This is a genomic window from Stenotrophomonas sp. STEN225 (genome assembly GCF_056756445.1).
The window spans coordinates 13,517-32,073 of sequence record NZ_JBRRBV010000026.1 but is presented as its reverse complement, the minus strand read 5'-3'; the positions used below and the strand labels follow the sequence as shown (position 1 = coordinate 32,073).

Sequence of the window (18,557 nt, the reverse complement as noted above, 5' to 3'; positions counted from 1 at the left end):
GCCGGGGGGTGGGGCGCCGCCCCCCCCCCGCCCCCCCCGGGGGGGTGGGGGGGGCCCACCCCCGGGCTCGCCCAGCGGCAGCGGAGGCACATGTGCCATCAGTCCTGCCCGCATCCGCCGCAGAATGCAAAGCCGTCACACCCTTCACAGGGCAGGGCAGGAGTAGGCTTGGAACTTTCCCGCCGGAAGGGGTTGTCCATGCGTGTGCGTGCCGTTGCAATAGCCATCGCCCTTTGCCTGTCCAGCAGCGTGCTGGCTGCCGATACTCCGCCGATGACCCCGGACATCAGCGGCAAGCCTTTCGTTGCCACGGATGTGGGGCGCGACTACGACAAGCGCGTGGTGATGGTGCCGATGCGTGATGGCACCAGGCTGTATACGGTGATCGTGGTACCCAAGGGCGCCCGTAACGCGCCGATCCTGCTGACCCGCACGCCCTACGATGCTGCCGGCCGCGCCAACCGCAGTGACTCGCCGCGCATGCGCGACCTGCTGCCACAGGGCGACGAGGTGTTCGTCGACAGCGGTTACATCCGCGTATTCCAGGACATCCGTGGCAAGTACGGCTCCGAAGGCGATTACGTGATGACCCGGCCGCTGCGCGGGCCGTTGAACAACACCAAGGTGGATCACTCCACCGACGCCTGGGACACCATCGACTGGCTGGTGAAGCACGTGCCCGAGAGCAACGGCAAGGTCGGCATGCTGGGCTCGTCCTATGAAGGTTTCACCGTGGTGATGGCGTTGACCGATCCGCATCCGGCGTTGAAGGTGGCGGCACCACAGAGCCCGATGGTCGATGGCTGGATGGGCGACGACTGGCTCAACTACGGTGCCTTCCGCCAGGTCAACTTCAACTACTTCGCGATGCAGACCGAGAAGCGCGGCAAGGGCACGCCGCTGCCGAGCCTGGGCTATGACGACTACAGCACGTTCCTGCGCATCGGTTCGGCTGGCGACTACGCCCGTTTCACCGGCGTGGACCAGCTGACCTGGTGGAAGAAGCTGGTCGAGCACCCGGCGTATGACGCCTTCTGGCAGGGCCAGGCGCTGGATGCGGTGATGGCCAAGACGCCGTTGAAGGTGCCGACCCTGTGGTTGCAGGGCCTGTGGGACCAGGAGGACATGTGGGGTGCCAACCACGCCTACCAGGCGATGGAAGGGCGCGATAGCGGCAACGACCGCAACTATCTGGTGATGGGGCCATGGCGGCACAGCCAGGTGAACTACAGCGCCAGCGAACTGGGCGCGCTGAAGTTCGACGGCGATACCGCGCTGCAGTTCCGCCGCGATGTGCTCAAGCCGTTCTTCGACCAGTACCTGGTGGACGGCGCGCCGAAGGCGGACACACCGCCGGTGCTGATCTACAACACCGGTGAAAACCACTGGGATCGCCTGAAGGGCTGGCCGCGCAGCTGCGACCAGGGGTGCGCCGCCCGCAGCAAACCGCTTTATCTGCGTGCCGGCGGCAAGCTGGCGTTCCAGGCGCCGGCGGCGGGCGAGGGCGACTTCGAGGAATACGTGTCCGACCCGGCCAAGCCGGTGCCGTTCGTACCGCGCCCGGTGCGCTTCGGTGACCGCGACATGTGGACGACCTGGCTGGTCAAGGATCAGCGCTTCGTCGATGGCCGACCTGACGTGCTGACCTTCATCACCGAACCGCTGGCCGCGCCACTGCGCATCGGCGGCGCGCCGGTAGTGCACCTGCAGGCGTCCACCAGCGGCACCGACAGCGACTGGGTGGTGAAGCTGATCGATGTGTATCCGGACCAGGAGGCCTCGGCGCCGGAGATGGGCGGCTATGAGCTGCCGGTGTCACTGGCGATCTTCCGTGGCCGCTACCGCGAAAGCTTCAGCGATCCGAAGCCGCTGGCGGCGAACCAGGTGCTGCCCTACCGCTTCGACCTGCCCAACGCCAACCACACCTTCCAGAAGGGGCACCGGGTCATGGTGCAGGTGCAGTCGAGCCTGTTCCCGCTGTATGACCGCAACCCGCAGACCTATGTGCCGAACATCTACCTGGCCAAGCCGGGCGACTACCAGAAGGCCACGCAGCGGGTCTGGCACAGCGCGGCGCAGGCCAGCTACATCGATCTGCCGGTGTACTGAAACGGGGCGGGCAACGCCGGGCCTGGCCCGGCGCCACCTTCCATGGGCAACGCCGGGCCATGCCCGGTCGCGGTGGACCGGGCTTGCACCCGTCGTCAGGCATCCAGTGCCGGGTAGTCGATGTAGCCGTGTTCGCCACCGCCATACAAGGTGGCCGGGTCGAGCTCGGCCAACGGCGCACCGCTGCGCAGTCGCGCGACCAGATCCGGGTTGGCAATGAAGGGCCGACCAAACGCGATCATGTCGGCATAGCCGCTGGCAAGGGCCTGCCCGGCACGCTCAGCGTCGTATCCGTTGTTGGCGATCCAGGCGCCACGGAAGCGTGCGCGCAGCGCAGGGTAGTCGAACGGGATGTTGTCCCGATCGCCACCGGTTGCACCTTCGATGACATGGATGAAGGCCAGTCCGTCGATCGTGTCCAGGCGCTCCACTGCACGGTTGAACAGCGGCTGCGGGTTGCTGTCATGGGCATCATTGACCGGCGTGACCGGTGACAGGCGCACGCCGGTGCGGCCGGCGCCGATTGCTTCGGCGACCGCGCTGACCACCTCGAACAACAGACGCGTACGGTTCTCGATGCTTCCACCGTAGGCATCGTCCCGGTGGTTGCTGCCATCGCGCAGGAACTGGTCGATCAGGTAGCCGTTGGCTGCATGTACCTCGACGCCATCGAAGCCTGCGGCAATTGCATTGCGCGCGGCGCTGCGGTAATCCTCGATGAGTTGCGGGATCTCCTCCAGCGCCAATGCGCGCGGCGCGGAGACATCCTCGAATCCATTGGCGGTGAAGGTCTTGCCATTGGCGCGGAGGGCGCTGGGTGCCACCGGCACTTCGCCTTCCGGCAGCAGGCTGGTATGGGAAATGCGACCCACATGCCACAGCTGCAGCACGATGCGGCCACCTTCGGCGTGTACCGCGTCGGTAATGGATTTCCACGCAGCGACCTGGTCGGCGCTGTAGATGCCCGGCGTATCAAGGTAGCCCTGGCCCAGAGGGCTGATCTGGGTGGCTTCTGCAATGATCAGGCCGGCACTGGCACGTTGGCGGTAATAGGTGATCGCCAGCGGAGAAGGGACGCGGTCGGGCAGGGCGCGGTTGCGCGTCAGCGGTGCCATGGCGATGCGGTTCGCGGCAGCGATGTCACCCAGGTGAGTGGGCGTGAACAGCAGGGCGTCAGCGGGATTCATTGGAGTTTCCACAGCAGGGGAGGGTGAGGTCGAGCATACGGTCGAACGCGTTGCAGCGATGGGAAGGTTCGTTGCAGCGCCTGGAAGTGGCGCGGCCGTAACACGGCGGGGCGTACCGTGGGTCGCGGGTGGACGCGTGTCCACATCGATTCCCGATAGATGGAGAACACAGATGATCGACTATCAGCTCGGCGGCAAGACGGCGATCGTGACCGGTGGCGTTTCCGGCATCGGCCTGGCCGTGGCCGAACTGCTGGCAGCGTCCGGTGCTGCGGTGTCAGTGTGGGACCTGAAGCAGGACGCGGTGGACGCCACCGTGGAAGCGCTGGCCCGGCGTGGCAGCCGCGCCATCGGCATCGCCCTGGACGTCACGGATGAGGCTGCCGTGGAGGCGGCGGTGCAGCGCACAGTGAAGGAGCTGGGCGGCGTGCACGTCGCGGTCAACAACGCCGGCATCAGCGGTCCGGCGGCGAGCAGCGGCGACTATCCCGTCGATGGCTGGAAGCGGGTGGTCGATGTGAATCTGACCAGTGTATTCCTGTGCCAGCGTGCGCAGATCCAGGCCATGCGCGCGGCCGGGAAGGGCGGGAGCATCATCAACATGGCCTCGATCCTGGGCCAGGTGGGCTATGCCGGTTCGACCGCGTACGTGGCGGCCAAGCATGGTGTGGTCGGCCTGACGCAGACCGCGGCGTGGGAGCACGCCGCCGATGGCATCCGTGTCAACGCGGTGGGGCCGGGCTTCATCGCCACGCCGCTGCTGGAGAAGATGGATCCGAAGGTGCGCGCCACGCTGGAAGACCGCCACGCCTTGAAGCGCCTGGGCAAGGCCGAGGAAGTGGCGGCGCTGGTGGCCTGGCTGGCCAGCGACGATGCCTCGTTCGCGACCGGCACCTATTACGCGATCGATGGCGGTTATCTGGCGCAGTGATGCGGTGACCGCAGGGACGGTGGTGCCGGGCATGGCCCGGCGCTACCGGGTGAACGGGCCGTGGTGCGTCCTTCACCGCGATCCGACGGCTGACGCGCAACGCTCCGGGAAACTCCCGGAGACGTCGATGGAACTCAACCAGGATGTATCGATCCTGCTGCGCGTGGCCGCCGCGATGCTGTTCGGTGGCGTGCTCGGTATCGAGCGCGAGATGGGCAAGCATGCGGCGGGCCTGCGCACGCACATGATGATTGCCGGCGCCGCAGCGCTCATCGTGGGGCTCGGCGATTCCGTGGCCGAGCATTTCCAGCAGGAGCGCTACCGCGACCTGCTGCAGGTCGACCCGGTGCGCCTGATCGAAGCGGTGGTGGCCTGCGTCGGCTTCGTTGCCGCAGGCACCATCCTGCGTGGCAGCCGCGAGGACCAGGTCAGCGGGCTGACCACGGCCAGTTCGCTGGTGATGGCCGCCGCCATCGGGATTGCGGTGGGCATCGGCAAGTACGTCATTGCCCTTGGTGTGAGCGTGCTGTGCCTGCTGGTGCTGGCGGTGATGCGACGGTTGGCGGACAGGCTCTAGCGGGGCAGCACCTTCGAGCTTCTGTCATGTGGCGCTTTATTGGTAATACCAATATGCACGGTAACTCTATGGTCTAATAGGCTATTCGTCGGAATGGCGGTTCAATCGGCCTCAAGTGGTCCGATGAATCTGATTATTGGTAATACCAATACTCGTGGCCACGGCGTCCCATCGCATGCGGTGGGGAAACATTCCGCCCCCGTCGAGAGCCTCCATGCAGCCCTGGCAACACCTGTACGACCCCGCCGGCAACCTGTGGTTGTCCAGCCTGATCGCGTTGCTGCCGATCGCGTTCTTCTTCGTTGCCCTGGCCGTGCTGCGCATGAAAGGCTGGCTGGCCGGCACGATCACCGTGGCCATCGCACTGGCCGTGGCCCTGCTGTTCTACCGCATGCCGCTGACCCAGGCGTTGGGAGCGGCCGGCTTTGGTTTCGTCTACGGGCTGTGGCCGATCGCTTGGATCATCATCGGCGCGGTGTTCCTGTACAAGGTCTCGGTCAAGACCGGGCAGTTCGACATCATCCGCGCTTCGATCCTGTCGGTGACCGAAGACCAGCGCCTGCAGATGCTGATGGTCGGCTTCGCCTTCGGTGCCTTCCTGGAAGGCGCGGCGGGGTTTGGCGCGCCGGTGGCGATCACCGCAGCGCTGCTGGTCGGGCTGGGCTTCAAGCCGCTGTATGCAGCGGGCCTGTGCCTGATCGTCAATACCGCGCCGGTGGCATTCGGTGCGATGGGCATTCCGATCATCGTGGCGGGACAGGTCACCGGGCTGGAGGCCTTCGAGATCGGCCAGATGGCCGGTCGCCAGCTGCCGTTCCTGACCATCATCGTGCTGTTCTGGATCATGGCGATCATGGATGGCTGGCGTGGCGTCAGGGAAACCTGGCCGGCTGTGCTGGTGGCCGGCGGGTCGTTCGCCATTGCCCAGTACCTGACCTCCAACTTCATCGGGCCGGAGCTGCCGGACATCACCGCGTCGCTGGCGTCGCTGGTGTGCCTGACCCTGTTCCTGCGCCGCTGGAAGCCGGTACGGATCTTCCGCTTCGATACCGAAACCAGCGCCGAGGCGGCCGCCCAGGCGCTGGAAGCGCCGCGCTACAGCGTTGGCCAGATCGCCAAGGCCTGGTCGCCGTTCCTGATCCTTACCGCGATGGTCACGCTGTGGAGCATCAAGCCGTTCAAGTCGCTGTTCGCGGCGGGTGGCCCGCTGGAAAGCTGGGTGCTGAAGATCCCGGTGCCGGGCCTGGACCAGATGGTGCAGAAGATGCCACCGATCGTGCCTGCGCCGTTGAGCTACGAGGCGGTCTATAAATTCGACGCGTTCTCGGCCACCGGCACGTCGATCATCCTCGCCGCAGTGATTGCCATCATCGCCCTGCGCATGCCGGCCAAGGCGGCGCTGCAGACCTTCGGCGAGACCGTGCGCGAGCTGCGCACACCGATCTACTCGATCGGCATGGTGCTGGCCTTCGCCTTCATCGCCAACTATTCGGGCCTGTCGGCCACGCTGGCGCTGGCGCTGGCCCATACCGGCAAGGCATTCACCTTCTTCTCGCCGTTCCTGGGCTGGCTGGGCGTGTTCCTGACCGGCTCGGACACGTCCTCCAACGCGCTGTTTTCGGCCTTGCAGGCCACCACTGCGCAGCAGATCGGCGTGTCCGAGGTGCTGCTGGTGGCGGCCAACACCACCGGCGGCGTCACCGGCAAGATGATCTCGCCGCAGTCGATTGCCATCGCCTGCGCCGCGGTCGGCCTGGCCGGCAAGGAATCGGACCTGTTCCGCTTCACCGTCAAGCACAGCCTGATCTTCACCGTGATGGTCGGCCTGATCACCACCGCGCAGGCGTACTGGCTGACCTGGATGATTCCCTGAGCCATGCAGCCGACGACCTATCCGCGCAGCATGGGCCGCACCTGCCAGGCGCTTCGGGCCACAATGGCGCCATGAGCACGCAACGGATTTCAGACAAGGTGGCCGCGCAGCTGCGTGGTCTGGTGCAGGAGCGGCAGCTGCAGCCGGGTGACCGGCTTCCGGCCGAGCGCGCGCTGGCGGTGCAGCTGGGTGTCTCGCGCACGGCGCTGCGCGAGGCCATCGCGCAGTTGTCCAGCCAGGGCCTGCTGAGCGCACGCGTGGGCGGCGGCACCTACGTGGCGGAGCCGGCCACGCGCGCGCGGCAGGCGCTGGATGAACCCCTGGCTCCGTACCTGCCGTTGTTCCAGGGCGACCCGGAATACCGCTTCGACGTGCTGGAGATCCGTCACGCGCTGGAAGGAGCGACGGCCTGGCATGCAGCGCTGCGTGCCACCGATGAGGATCGGGCACGCATCGCCCAGGCCTTCCAGACCATGATGGATGCGCATGGCAAGGATGATCCTTCAGGCGAGGCGGAGGCGGATGCGGCCTTCCACCTGTCCATCGCCGAAGCGTCGCACAACCTGGTGCTGCTGCAGGTGATGCGTGGCCTGTTCGATCTGCTGCAGGCCAACATCTCGCAGAGCCGCGAAAAGCTCTACACCTCGGCCAGAACATTCTCGCCGTTGTCCGATCAGCATCGCGAAATGATGGATGCCGTGCTGGCCGGTGATCCGGAGCGCGCGCGCGCCGCCGCGCATGCCCACCTCGAGTTCGTGCACACCACACTGCGCACGCTCGACGACAACGAAGCCCGGCGCGCGCGGGCCTCGCGCCTGCCTTCCCCACACGGTTGACCCCATGATCATCTCCGCCTCCACCGATTACCGCGCCGCAGCCAAACGCCGGCTGCCGCCGTTCCTGTTCCACTACATCGATGGCGGCGCCTATGCCGAGCACACGCTGAAGCGCAACGTTTCGGATCTGTCCGACATCGCGCTGCGCCAGCGCGTCCTGCGCAACATGTCCGACCTGAGCCTGGAGACCGAGCTGTTCGGCCAGACGCTGGCGATGCCGGTGGCACTGGCGCCGGTCGGCCTCACCGGCATGTATGCACGCCGCGGTGAAGTGCAGGCGGCGCGGGCGGCTGACAGCCGCGGCATTCCGTTCACCCTGTCCACCGTGTCGGTGTGCCCGATCGAGGAAGTGGCCCCGGCGATCCAGCGGTCGATGTGGTTCCAGCTGTACGTGCTGCGCGATCGCGGCTTCATGCGCAACGCCCTGGAGCGCGCCCAGGCGGCGGGCGTTACGACGCTGGTGTTCACCGTGGACATGCCGGTACCGGGTGCGCGCTATCGAGACGCGCACTCCGGCATGAGCGGTCCGAATGCTCCGCTGCGCCGCATCGGCCAGGCCATCACCCATCCGCGCTGGGCCTGGGACGTGGGTCTGTTCGGACGTCCGCACGATCTTGGCAACATCTCCACCTATCGCGGCAACCCCACCGGGCTGGAGGACTATATCGGCTGGCTGGGCAGCAACTTCGATCCATCCATTTCGTGGAAGGACCTGGAGTGGATCCGCGAGTTCTGGAAGGGACCGATGGTGATCAAGGGCATCCTCGACCCGGAAGACGCACGCGACGCGGTTGCATTCGGTGCCGACGGCATCGTGGTCTCCAATCACGGGGGGCGCCAGCTCGATGGTGTGCTGTCCACCGCACGCGCGCTGCCGGCCATCGCTGACGCGGTACAGGGCGACCTGAAGATCCTCGCCGATTCCGGCATCCGCACCGGACTGGACGTGGTGCGCATGCTGGCGCTGGGCGCTGACACCGTGCTGCTGGGGCGGGCCTTCGTCTATGCGCTCGCGGCGCAGGGTGAGGCCGGCGTGGCCAACCTGCTGGACCTGATCGCCAGGGAGATGCGCGTGGCAATGACGCTGACCGGCGCACACCGCATTACCGACATCGGCCGAGATTCACTGGTGCGGCTGCCATGACTGGCCACGGGGCCATGCTGTCGCAGCTGCGTGCTGCTGTCGGCAGCCGCCATGTGCTGACCCGCGACAAGGCGACCCGCCGCTTCCGCCGGGGCTATCGCTTCGGCGACGGCGCGGTGCTGGCCGTGGTGCGTCCGGGCACGTTGCTGGAATTGTGGCGTGTGCTGCAGGCGGCGGTGCAGGGTGGGGCAGCGATCATCCTGCAGGCCGCCAATACCGGCCTGACCGGCGGCTCGACCCCGGATGGCAATGATTATGGGCGCCCGGTCGTGCTGGTCAGCACCCTGCGCTTGACCGGCATCCAGTTGTTGAACGAGGGCCGCCAGGTGGTGTGTCTGCCGGGCGCCACCCTGGACCGGCTGGAGCAGACGCTGGCGCCGCTGGGGCGCGAGCCGCATTCGGTGATCGGCTCGTCCTGCATCGGCGCCTCGGTGCTGGGCGGCATCTGCAACAACTCCGGCGGTGCGCTGGTGCGGCGTGGCCCCGCCTATACCGAGCTGGCGCTATATGCGCAGGTTGATGCGCAGGGCCGGTTGCAGCTGGTCAACCACCTGGGCATCGCGCTGGGCGATACGCCCGAGCAGATCCTGCAGCGCTTGCAGGCCGGTGACTACGATGCCGCCGATGTCAGCGACGGCGACGGCCGTTCCGCGTCCGACCCGCGCTACGCCGACGAGGTGCGCAGGGTCGATGCCGATACACCGGCGCGCTTCAATGCCGATCCCAGTCGTCACTACGAAGCGGCGGGTTCAGCCGGCAAACTGGCGGTGTTCGCGGTGCGCCTGGATACGTTTGAGAAGGAGCCCGCCGAGGTCTTCTACATCGGCAGCAACCGTACCGGGAGTTTCACCGCCATCCGCCGCCAACTGCTGACCGGCTTCGATCGGCTGCCGATCGCCGGTGAGTACATCCACCGAGACGCCTACGATATCGGCGAGCGCTATGGAAAGGACACATTCCTGCTGATCGACCGGCTCGGGACCGCACGGGTGCCCGCGGCATTCGCACTGAAGAGCAGGGTTGACGGCTGGTTCGAGCGGCTGGGCCTGCGCGGCGTGACCGACCGGGTAATGCAGGTGCTGACCGGCCTGTTGCCCTCGCACCTGCCCCAGCGCATGGGCGAGTTCCGGCAGCGTTACGAGCATCATCTGCTGCTGAAGGTCTCCGCACAGGATGCAGCGGAGACCGAGGCCTGGTTGCAGCAATTCTTCGCCGAGCACGAAGGCGGCTATTTCCACTGCACGGCCGAAGAAGGGCGCAAGGCCTTCCTGCATCGTTTTGCCGTGGCCGGTGCTGCAGTGCGCTATCGCGAGGTGCATCGCCAACAGGTGCAGGACATCGTCGCGCTCGACATCGCATTGCGTCGCGACGACGCAGACTGGTTCGAGCAGCTGCCCGCCGCCATCGAAAGTCGCCTGCTGCACAAACTGTACTACGGCCACTTCCTGTGCCACGTGTTCCACCAGGACTACATTGCACGCAAGGGCGAAGATCCGATGGCGATCGAGCACGCGATGTGGGCACTGCTCGACCGGCGCGGGGCCGAGTATCCGGCCGAGCACAACGTTGGCCACCTGTACCCGGCCAAGCCGGCGCTGGCTGGGTTCTACCGACAGTTGGACCCGAGCAACACCTTCAACCCGGGCATCGGGCAGACTTCGAAGGCCAAGGGCTGGGGTGGCTGCGACTGCGGATGATGTAGAGCCGAGCCCGTGCTCGGCTGCACTTCCCGGCAGGCAGCAGTCGAGCATGGCTCGACTCTACCCGGGCAACGGTTACCATCGGAATTCCAGCCGCAGGAGCCGCCCATGCCCCCCATCGTTGTCCGCACGACCGTGTGTGCTGCACTGCTGGCCGCCCCGATCCTGGTGTTGGCGCAGGGCTCGATCCTGCCACAGCAGCGCGATGCGGCCGGCAATGTGATGGAGCCGCTGGGGCAGGTGCTGATCACCCGGGAGGCAGGCCCGGCAGGACTTTATGAGTGCACCCGGGACGGCAACTGGTGCGTACGCGTGCAACCGGTGGCCGAAGAGGGGAAGCGGCCCACCGTGCTGGAAGTGCTTGAGAAGGTGCCGGGCCAGGGCAAGCCGCACAGCTACCACGTCCGCATTGACGTGCCGCAGGAAAGCGAACTGAAGCTGTGGCCGTGGATCGTACGCCTGGCACCCGGTGTCGGCGCGGATGAGGACGTGATTGACCCGCAGCCGCGTGCCCGCCAGAACGTACTGGTAGGCGCCACGGTCACCTTCAGCATGATGTACTCCGGCGGTGGGGCAGACGCATCGACGCTGCAGCTGGCACGCGTGCGCCACCTGCAGGATGGCATCCAGGTGGACGATGATGTGCTGACCGTGCCGTGGGTGGGCAACGCGATGATCCGTGCCTGCTTCAGCGAGCAGGACATCAGGCAGCGTGCCGGTGCCTGCCACGATGAGTATGGATTCTCGGCAAAGCTGGGGCTGGATCCGGCAGTGCAGGGCATGCCGGTGCTTCGTTACCAGACGGTGGCGACCCGCTTCCCCGCAGGTGCATCGCGTTTCGAGGATTCGCTGGCGAAGGGGCCGTTGAAGACGAAGGACCTGCGCACCGAGCAGGATCCCGCGTGCAGCTATTCGCGTCTTTTCCGTTTCAGTGAGGGCCGTTTTCACCCCGACCAGCCACTGCCGGATTGTGCGGGCTATACCGAACCCTGAGCCCTGTCACGCTGGCCCATGCCCGACGCGCGTTCTGTGTAGAGCCGAGCCCATGCTCGGCTGCTGTTCAGTGGCAGCCGAGCGTGGGCTCGGCTCTACAAAAGCCCGCGCGGTGGTTACTCGCAGCGGGCTGCGGTGATGATGTTGTCCTTGTCCATGTAGACGCGCAGGCGATCCGGACGGATATCCTTGGTGGTAATCGTGGTCGGGCCGATCGGGTTGACCAGGCCGGCGCCGCTCTCACGCGACAGACGACGCATGTTCTCCTCATTGCCCGGCTGGCCGATTGCCCAGCCAAGCTGGCTGGCGTCGCAGCGGCCGGTGCCCTTCACCTCCGGCCCGGGCGTACTCACACAGGCGGCGAGCAGCATCGGCGTGGCGACTGCGGCCAGTGCAAGGCCGACGGAACGGAAACGGGTCATGAGCGGCGCTCCTGCGAGATGGTGGCGCCACCATAGCACCCTGCCCGTGGCGACGGCATGCGTTGGATCAAAGGAGGGGGCTCGGGAGCACAGGCACTGACGAGGTTGGCGCGTCCTGGCCGTGACCCTTCACGCCTGCGGAGCGCATGGAGCGCGTCTGCACGTTGCGAGTCAACCCAGCATCATCCTGGCATTCGGCCTATCGGTTTCGCGTCGCATCTGTCGCTATTCACTGCAGACCTGGATCAGGTCAATGCCGGCTGGACCGCGATAGCGCATCGTCGCCGGGTCGAACTGCAGCTGGATCTTCCCGGTACGGATGGTGTCATTCTGCCCAGTCGGACAGTCCCGTGTCGCGTCCAGTGCTGGCCAGGCAGCATGCGGCGCGACAGGGGCCGTCAATGTCGTGAACCTGCCCTCCAACAGACGGATATAGGTTCCATCCGCACACTGGGCAAGGATCAGTTTATCGGCGACATCGACATCGCCGTAGCTGCTGCCGAAGTAGGTGAGGATCGCGTCCTCGCGCCCGTCGTTGTTGAGATCGGGCGTGTCGTTCAAGAAGGTCTTTCCCTGCTGACCGCTGTATGGGCAGTCCTCGTCATTCCCCGGTGGACATGCACTGACGCGCTTCCCCTCCACCGGTACCAGTTCGATCCTGTGATCGATGGCGGTTGCACACGCGCGTTGCAGCGAGCCGGGCGGCGGAGTGCGCGCGATGGCGACGTCCGCGGCAGCGGAGAGCGCCAGCAGCAGGAGAGCCTGATGCTGGCGCTGGCATCGTGACGACGTCACGGTGAGCTTCCGCGCTTGATCGCCTCCCACACCTTGTCTACGTGCGCGCGAAGCACGGGCGCAGCCGAAGCCAGCGCGGGATCGTCCTGCCGGTCGCCGCCGAAGGGTTCATCGCCTTCCACCTCCACCAGCGATTCACCACGTACTTCGTAATACTGCTCGCCCTGGCGAAGCCCAATGCGCAGCTGCTGCGGATCGACGCCGCCGCCGCAGAAGCTGTGGCTGGCCAGCGTCAACTCGGCGCGGCCATCCTTGTCCAGGTCCGTTGCAGTCACCTGGTCCAGGAAGTAGCCGGCCTCCAGATCCAGACCTTCGCATTGAACCGGATCTTCCACGCTCCACCGCGAGGCCCAAGGAGCCGCTTGTCCGGCGCGCCGGAACAGCTCCGCACGCAACGTGATCTGATCCATCGCCTCTTCATCGCCCTGCGCCGGCACTGTCTGCTCGCTGCGCGAAAGCAGCAGCAGGCCCGGCCCGTCGATGTCATTGAACACCACTTGCTTCAGCAGCGTGCCCGAGTAGAGGTCTTTCAGTTCCGCATCTGCCAGGGCGGGCAACAGCTCCAGTCGACCAGCGGGCACGGCCTCAACCTGCCCGGGAAGTGCGTGTGCATTCGTTGCGGCATCGTCTGCTGCATCTGCAACCGGTGAGGACGGCGCACCGCAGCCGACTGCACCGAGTGCAAGCACGGCCAGCACGGCAAGTCGCAGCTGATCAGCGCGTATTGTCGCCAGCCTTTTTGGCCACGACAATGCCGAGCGCCGCGTTGAGGTCCGTGGCTGCCAGTTCATCGAGTTTGGTTTCCTTGAGTTCCTTCTGCGCGAATGGCAGATAGCTTTTCGGCACGTAGTAACGCAGCGTTGCAGGGTTGAAGCGGACAAAATTGATCTGGTCGCTCTGGTTGCCACCCAGCAACACAGGTCGACCGCGGTCCATGGCGTAGACGAACCCTACGTGCGACGTACCGACCAGGGCGACCGCGCCGAACACCGGTTCGTCGATCTGGCTGAAGCGCGTGGTGTCGGCGGCGAACGAACGCGCACGGTACGGGTGTGGAGATGATATAGCGTATCCGGCCGTGCGAAGGCACCAGTTCACGAACGATGCGCACCAAGCGTTGGAGCTTCCGGCCAGCGTAGTGAACTGCTTCCCGTAGCCGAGTTCGGAATGGAAGTTGATGGTGCGGCTGATCTCAGCCTCTTTCTTGCCCGCCCATTTGCGCGCCTGTGCATAGGCGTGCTCCACCCAAGGTGCGCGCTTCTGCGAAAACGGAATGATTGCGATTGGGTGGCCTTCGCCATCGCGACTTCGGGTATCCCGTGCCTGTACTGACGCCGGCGGCCGCACAGCAGCAGCAGGTGTTTCCGGCGGAGGCTTCACCAGCGAGGGCCGATCAGACGTTTGCGGATTCCCGCTGTTGCCCGCTCGCCCGGAAGACCCGGCCGCTGATGGGGGCACGGCTTCGACCCCAACAGGCAGCGTGATTTTCTGGCCAGGACTGATTCGATTGGCATTGCTGATCGACGGATTGGCGGCCATCAGCGCATCGACGCTGGTGTGATGGCGGTCTGCAATTCGGCTCAGCGTGTCGCCGGAGCGAACGCTGTAGCTGGCTTGACGTGACCTTGTTGGAGTCGCCGGGGCGCCGTCGTTGGCTGCGTCAGCCGGTGCCTTTCCGTAGATCCAAACCACATGACCGGGATAGATGCGGTTGCGGTTGCGGATATGGTTGTTGCTCACCAGATCGTCAACTGAGGTCTTGAACCTGCTGGCGATCGAGGCGAGAGTGTCGCCTGGCTGCACCACGTAGCGCAGCGGTGTGCGCTTCTCCTTGCTGGGCTGCGTTGGAGTGTGTGGTTGCGAATTCCCGCCGACCGTCATCATGTTGCGCGCAAATACCAGGGACGCTGAGGCCTGCTGAAGCGCAAACTGGCCGATTCGGCTTCCAATCTTGCCTGATTCCTCAAGGAAGAGCTCTATCACTTCTCCTGGCTGGCGGGTGATGAATGTCGGCAGCGCCCCGTGCTCATTGGTGGTGACCTTCTTCTCGCCCGTATTGCTGCTACGCACGATCACGGGCGTTGCCGGCATCGGTCGGGCGCCGTCAGACAAGGTGACCTGCGTGGCGTGCACGATCCGTTCCTTGCGTGTCTCAGGCTTTGCATTGAAGCCCTCATATTGCTCCATCGCAGCGATCATGCCGTTGAACTGCTCATCGGTCATGTCCTTGATGACCGTCTGGTCGGTGGCACCAGATCGCTTGCGCACGTATGCCAGATAGGCCGCTGTGTCGTTTTCCGATTCCGGCGCATAGGTATGCATGGCGTTGTACAACGTCATATCGTTGTACTTGCGGCGCAGCAGTGCGCGCTTCTCGGCGCGGCCATCCTCGGCCGTAGGAAAAATGGCGAACTTGCCGCTCTTCGTATCGGCCTGGCCGATCATCTTGGCGTACTTTCCGCCTGGACGCAGGTTGCCGGGGTTGTTGAGCAGCCAAGCCAGCGAGCCGCCACTGCGGATGAGCTTGTCACCGTTGTCGGCGGTGAACTCCACAGTGCGCGTATCCTTGTTGAAAACCGCGCTGATGTAGGTAGGCATTCCGTGTCGTCCTATCGGGGCGTCAGCGTGCTCAGGGCCTGTGCGACATCAACGCCCTGGGGCAGACGGCGGGTGGAATCGAGCACCAGTACCCAGCGCTCCTCGTCGGGCTGCTGCTTGAGAAGGTAGCGTTTCAGCTCGACGGCAGCGTCGTCGTCGTATGGCGTGTCCTTGAAGGCCAACTCAGCGATGTAGAGGACCACCTTGCCCGCCTCGACCCGCACACGCGCATCGCGGAGCGGGAAGTCAGCCGTGGCCGTCGCCTTTACGAGGAAATCCACCGGCGGCGCATCGTTGCGTGGGAGCAGCGGAAGCTGGTTCCACACTGCTTCGTTGGCAATCGGACGGTACTGGAAGCTGTAAACATGGAAACTGTGGGCATTGGAATGACTGACATACCCGGAATTCACGCGCAACGTGCCTTGAGTGGTCTTGATGTCAGTGCTGCCGGTCGAATACTGCTGCGCGTTGGCGGAGGAGCCCATGCACAATGCGAGCAGCAGCAGGAAGTGTCGGATGATCATGTTGATGACGGGGGTTCGTTGAGCAGTTCCAGGATCTGTTCGGACGTCAGGGCGCCGGTCGCATCGGCCGCGTCCAGGTTCCCGAGGAAGGGGTCGCTGCCGTCGCTGTCGGGTGTGTCGCCGTCATTCTCGGGTGGGCGGCCCGGCGCCGACACCAACATTTCCCAGGTGTCATCGCCAACCTCCAAGGTCAGCGGCCGACCCAGGCCATCGGCCATCACGCGGGGCAACCGACCGTCCTCACCGATGGTTCCGCTGGCGACCTGTTCGCCTTCGTTGTTGAAGATGCGGTAGGCCTTGTCCTTCCACCCCATTTCCGTGGCCAGTACATCGGCGCCTTCCAGCGCGAAGCGCAGGCTTTCCTTGAACGAGTACAGCCCACTGGGAAGTACCGGCATGGACGGCGCATCACTTCCCCCCCCCATGAACGGATGCTCGCCCGCCTTCACCTTGAACTCGCCCGGGCAGCTGAACGTGATGTTGCCGCCCTCCAGGGTGATCGCGCTGCTGCCGGCCTGCAGCACCACTTTGCTCTGCGCCAGCACATCGATGCGGTCATCGGTGGCGGTGATGGTCAGTGCCTGGTCGCTCAGCAGCTCCAGTTCGCCATCGTTGGCCTGCAGGCTGACCGGGCCCTGGGCGGCGATCACCCGCAGCGGGCCGCTCTGCGCGAACAGTGAGACGTGCTCGCCGGACACCGTGGCGATGGTCTCGCCTGCGCTGATGTGCAGATCCTGCTGCACCGTCATCTGCAGGTTCTGCCCGGCGTAGGCCACCGCGCTGGCTGGCGTGGTCCAGGCAATGTGGTGCGGTGCTTCGGCCAGCAGCAGCGGCTTGGCCAGACGCTCCACCGGCTGGTCACCCGGGCTGCGGCCATCGCCGCCCGGCTTCATCGCGCTTTGTCCGTTGACCTCGCCTTCGTAGCGTCCCTGTGCCTGCGGATCGATCTGCTCGCGCAGCTGCTTTGTGCGCTCGAACTCGGCCAGTCCGGGCACCTGCTGCTGGGCCAGGGTCTGCTGCATCTGCTCCAGGCTGCGCTCGGCGCCCTTGAGCTGCGCCACCACGCTGGCGTTGTCCATGACCGTGGAAGCGGCCCGCTCCTGCGCGCTGGCGGACAGCAGCAGGCCTTCGGCCGCATGCACGTTGCCCCAGCCCTGCGTGGCCAACTCGAAGCCCTCGCCGCGCAGGGCGCCGCGGGCGGTGTTCTGGTGCGCGATCAGGTAGCCCAGCTCCAGCCGGCTGTCGGCCAGCGAGCTGTGCAGGCGCGTACGCAGCTGGCCCGGCGTGTCATCGATCACCCATTGCTGGGTGCCGCTGCCGTCATGGGCCTGGGTGTGCAGGCCGCTGAGTACGCCGGGATGGCGCGCGTTCTCATCGATGCCGCCGCCGAAGGGTGGGGCGACCTCACCGTTGTAGAGCTGGCCGGTGACGCGCGGCTGGTCGATGTCACCGTGCAGGAATTCCACCAGCACTTCGCTGCCGATGCGCGGCAGGAAGGCCGTGCCCCAGTTCGGGCCGGCCACCCATTCGGCCACCGACACCCAGCTGCCGCTGGTGTGGTCGCCGGGCGCATGGCCGGTCTGGGCGCTGCCGGTGTCGGTCAGACCGCCCGGATTGGGCTGGCTGCCGCGCTGCCAGCCGAACTGGATGCGCACCTGGTGTTCGCGGTTCGGGCTGACGGCCGCATTGGCCACACCCACCACGCGTGCGGTCTGCGGGCCATGCAGGGTGGGGCGGTCCTGCGGCAGGGCGCGCAGCGGCACTCCGGCGCCGGTGGCGAGGAAGGCGTTGCGGTAGGCGCCGCGCTCCAGATCGGTACTGCCGAGCAGCTCGGCGATGCCCTGGTCCAGATTGTTGACGGCGACATGCTGCACGGCCAGCAGCTGGAAGCACTGGCCCTCATGCTGCGGATGCTGGGCCAGGCTGAAGGTGCTGCCTGCGGCCAGCTGGCGCTCGCTGCCGCTGCCGCTGTACAGCACCTGGCCAACGCGCAGTGCGTCCAGCCGCGCCTGCGCTTCGGCGTCGGCCCAGGCGGGCTGGGCGAAGCGACCAGCACGCGGCTGCACATAGACCTCCAGCGCGGGCAGGGTGCCGGCATCGGCACTGGACTGCGCCGCCACGGCGTTGACCTGTTCGCTGTGCCAGCTGGCGACGGTACTGGCGTTGGGCACCAGCTGCTGGCGTTCGGCGAAGGCAGTGATGCCATCGCTGCTCTCGGCCATGTCGGCGCGATGGAAACGCACGCGGCCCACATCGGGCAGTTCGGCGCCGGGCTCGAACACCACCAGGGTGTGGGCGGCATCGCCCTCCTGCGCCTGCTCGATGCGCCAGGCCAGGCCAGCCTCGGACAGCAGGCGGGTGACGAAGGCCCAGTCGGTTTCGCGGTACTGGGTGGTGATCGCGCGGGCCGGCAACTGGGCCTGCACGTCGAAGCGGAAGGCGGCCTGCGGGTAGTCGGCGAAGATCTGCTCGCAGATCGCGCGGGTGTCCTGGTCCTGGAAAATCACTGCGTTGCGGCGAAGGCGCAGCAGGGCGGTCCAGGGTTCGAGGGTGAGCCGGTAGCGGGCCAGCCCGCCGTCGCTTCCCAGCTGCGCCGCCTCGGTGCACAGCCCGTGCCACTGCCGCAGCGCGCCATCGGCCTGGCGCAGCTGCAGGGTCAGCGGCTGCTCCAGCCACGGCTCCAGTTCCAGGAACGCATCGGTGGCCAGGCAGTCGATCTGCAGGCGGTTGTCACCGCACACCGATTCGGTGCCTTCAAACCGCTCGACCACAAGGCCCTCGTCAGGGCCCTTGAGCTGGATCAGGCGATCCCGATGCGACAGCGAGGCGAGGGAAGCAAGCAGCGTGGAGCGCGAGATGTCCATATCG

Annotated in this window: 15 protein-coding genes; 8 read left to right on the top strand and 7 right to left on the bottom strand. The window is 66.1% G+C overall.

Annotation, left to right across the window (positions count from 1 at the left end; all coding sequences use genetic code 11):
* The first annotated feature begins 198 nt into the window (after nucleotides 1-198).
* Nucleotides 199-2,109: a CocE/NonD family hydrolase gene (locus ACVOJ1_RS18270; protein ID WP_346480745.1), complete on the top strand. Its 1,911-nt coding sequence runs from the start codon at nucleotides 199-201 to the stop codon at nucleotides 2,107-2,109.
* A gap of 95 nt (nucleotides 2,110-2,204) precedes the next feature.
* On the opposite strand, the gene ACVOJ1_RS18265 is transcribed toward ACVOJ1_RS18270, so the two are convergent.
* On the bottom strand, nucleotides 2,205-3,296 hold the full coding sequence (locus ACVOJ1_RS18265; RefSeq protein WP_111185968.1) for an alkene reductase: 1,092 nt from the start codon (nucleotides 3,294-3,296) through the stop codon (nucleotides 2,205-2,207).
* Nucleotides 3,297-3,468: 172 nt separating this feature from the next.
* On the opposite strand from ACVOJ1_RS18265, the gene ACVOJ1_RS18260 reads away from it, so the two are divergent.
* The 7 genes from ACVOJ1_RS18260 to ACVOJ1_RS18230 all read left to right on the top strand — a co-directional run bounded on the left by ACVOJ1_RS18260 (nucleotide 3,469) and on the right by ACVOJ1_RS18230 (nucleotide 11,350).
* The gene (locus ACVOJ1_RS18260) at nucleotides 3,469-4,227 is read left to right on the top strand and encodes an SDR family NAD(P)-dependent oxidoreductase (protein ID WP_053517641.1); all 759 of its coding nucleotides are present in this window, start codon (nucleotides 3,469-3,471) and stop codon (nucleotides 4,225-4,227) included.
* Nucleotides 4,228-4,354: 127 nt separating this feature from the next.
* Nucleotides 4,355-4,804, top strand: coding sequence for an MgtC/SapB family protein (locus ACVOJ1_RS18255; RefSeq protein ID WP_053517640.1), 450 nt, complete (start codon nucleotides 4,355-4,357; stop codon nucleotides 4,802-4,804).
* Nucleotides 4,805-5,018: 214 nt separating this feature from the next.
* The gene (lldP, locus tag ACVOJ1_RS18250) at nucleotides 5,019-6,677 is read left to right on the top strand and encodes an L-lactate permease (protein ID WP_065182750.1); all 1,659 of its coding nucleotides are present in this window, start codon (nucleotides 5,019-5,021) and stop codon (nucleotides 6,675-6,677) included.
* 71 nt (nucleotides 6,678-6,748) lie between these two features.
* A complete protein-coding gene (lldR, locus tag ACVOJ1_RS18245; protein ID WP_111185966.1) occupies nucleotides 6,749-7,513 on the top strand; it encodes a transcriptional regulator LldR in 765 nt (254 codons plus the stop codon).
* 4 nt (nucleotides 7,514-7,517) lie between these two features.
* A complete protein-coding gene (gene lldD / locus ACVOJ1_RS18240; RefSeq protein WP_340045116.1) occupies nucleotides 7,518-8,657 on the top strand; it encodes an FMN-dependent L-lactate dehydrogenase LldD in 1,140 nt (379 codons plus the stop codon).
* Nucleotides 8,654-10,354 (top strand): D-lactate dehydrogenase, encoded by a 1,701-nt coding sequence (dld, locus tag ACVOJ1_RS18235; protein ID WP_180876995.1) that lies wholly within the window; start codon nucleotides 8,654-8,656, stop codon nucleotides 10,352-10,354. Before lldD ends, dld begins: the two co-directional genes overlap by 4 nt.
* A 111-nt stretch (nucleotides 10,355-10,465) precedes the next feature.
* Complete coding sequence (locus tag ACVOJ1_RS18230) at nucleotides 10,466-11,350, top strand: hypothetical protein (protein WP_262100778.1); 885 nt, start codon at nucleotides 10,466-10,468, stop codon at nucleotides 11,348-11,350.
* A 116-nt stretch (nucleotides 11,351-11,466) separates the two neighbouring features.
* Here ACVOJ1_RS18230 and ACVOJ1_RS18225 read toward each other — a convergent pair whose 3' ends face one another.
* The 6 genes from ACVOJ1_RS18225 to ACVOJ1_RS18200 all read right to left on the bottom strand — a co-directional run bounded on the left by ACVOJ1_RS18225 (nucleotide 11,467) and on the right by ACVOJ1_RS18200 (nucleotide 18,553).
* Nucleotides 11,467-11,772, bottom strand: a complete 306-nt coding sequence (locus ACVOJ1_RS18225; RefSeq protein WP_053517630.1) for an I78 family peptidase inhibitor — start codon at nucleotides 11,770-11,772, stop codon at nucleotides 11,467-11,469.
* Nucleotides 11,773-11,997: 225 nt separating this feature from the next.
* The gene (locus ACVOJ1_RS18220; protein WP_346480744.1) at nucleotides 11,998-12,567 is read right to left on the bottom strand and encodes a hypothetical protein; all 570 of its coding nucleotides are present in this window, start codon (nucleotides 12,565-12,567) and stop codon (nucleotides 11,998-12,000) included.
* Nucleotides 12,564-13,265, bottom strand: coding sequence for a M949_RS01915 family surface polysaccharide biosynthesis protein (locus ACVOJ1_RS18215; RefSeq protein ID WP_065175287.1), 702 nt, complete (start codon nucleotides 13,263-13,265; stop codon nucleotides 12,564-12,566). The genes ACVOJ1_RS18220 and ACVOJ1_RS18215 overlap by 4 nt, the downstream gene beginning before the upstream one ends.
* 16 nt (nucleotides 13,266-13,281) lie before the next feature.
* Nucleotides 13,282-15,165 carry a TIGR02594 family protein gene (locus ACVOJ1_RS18210; protein WP_346480743.1) on the bottom strand — a complete coding sequence of 628 codons (1,884 nt, stop codon included), beginning with the start codon at nucleotides 15,163-15,165 and terminating at the stop codon, nucleotides 13,282-13,284.
* Nucleotides 15,166-15,176: 11 nt separating this feature from the next.
* A complete protein-coding gene (locus ACVOJ1_RS18205; protein WP_346480742.1) occupies nucleotides 15,177-15,689 on the bottom strand; it encodes a hypothetical protein in 513 nt (170 codons plus the stop codon).
* Entirely contained in the window at nucleotides 15,686-18,553 is a 2,868-nt protein-coding gene (locus tag ACVOJ1_RS18200; RefSeq protein WP_262218811.1) for a type VI secretion system Vgr family protein, read from the bottom strand. The genes ACVOJ1_RS18205 and ACVOJ1_RS18200 overlap by 4 nt, the downstream gene beginning before the upstream one ends.
* Between the last annotated feature and the right edge of the window lie 4 nt (nucleotides 18,554-18,557).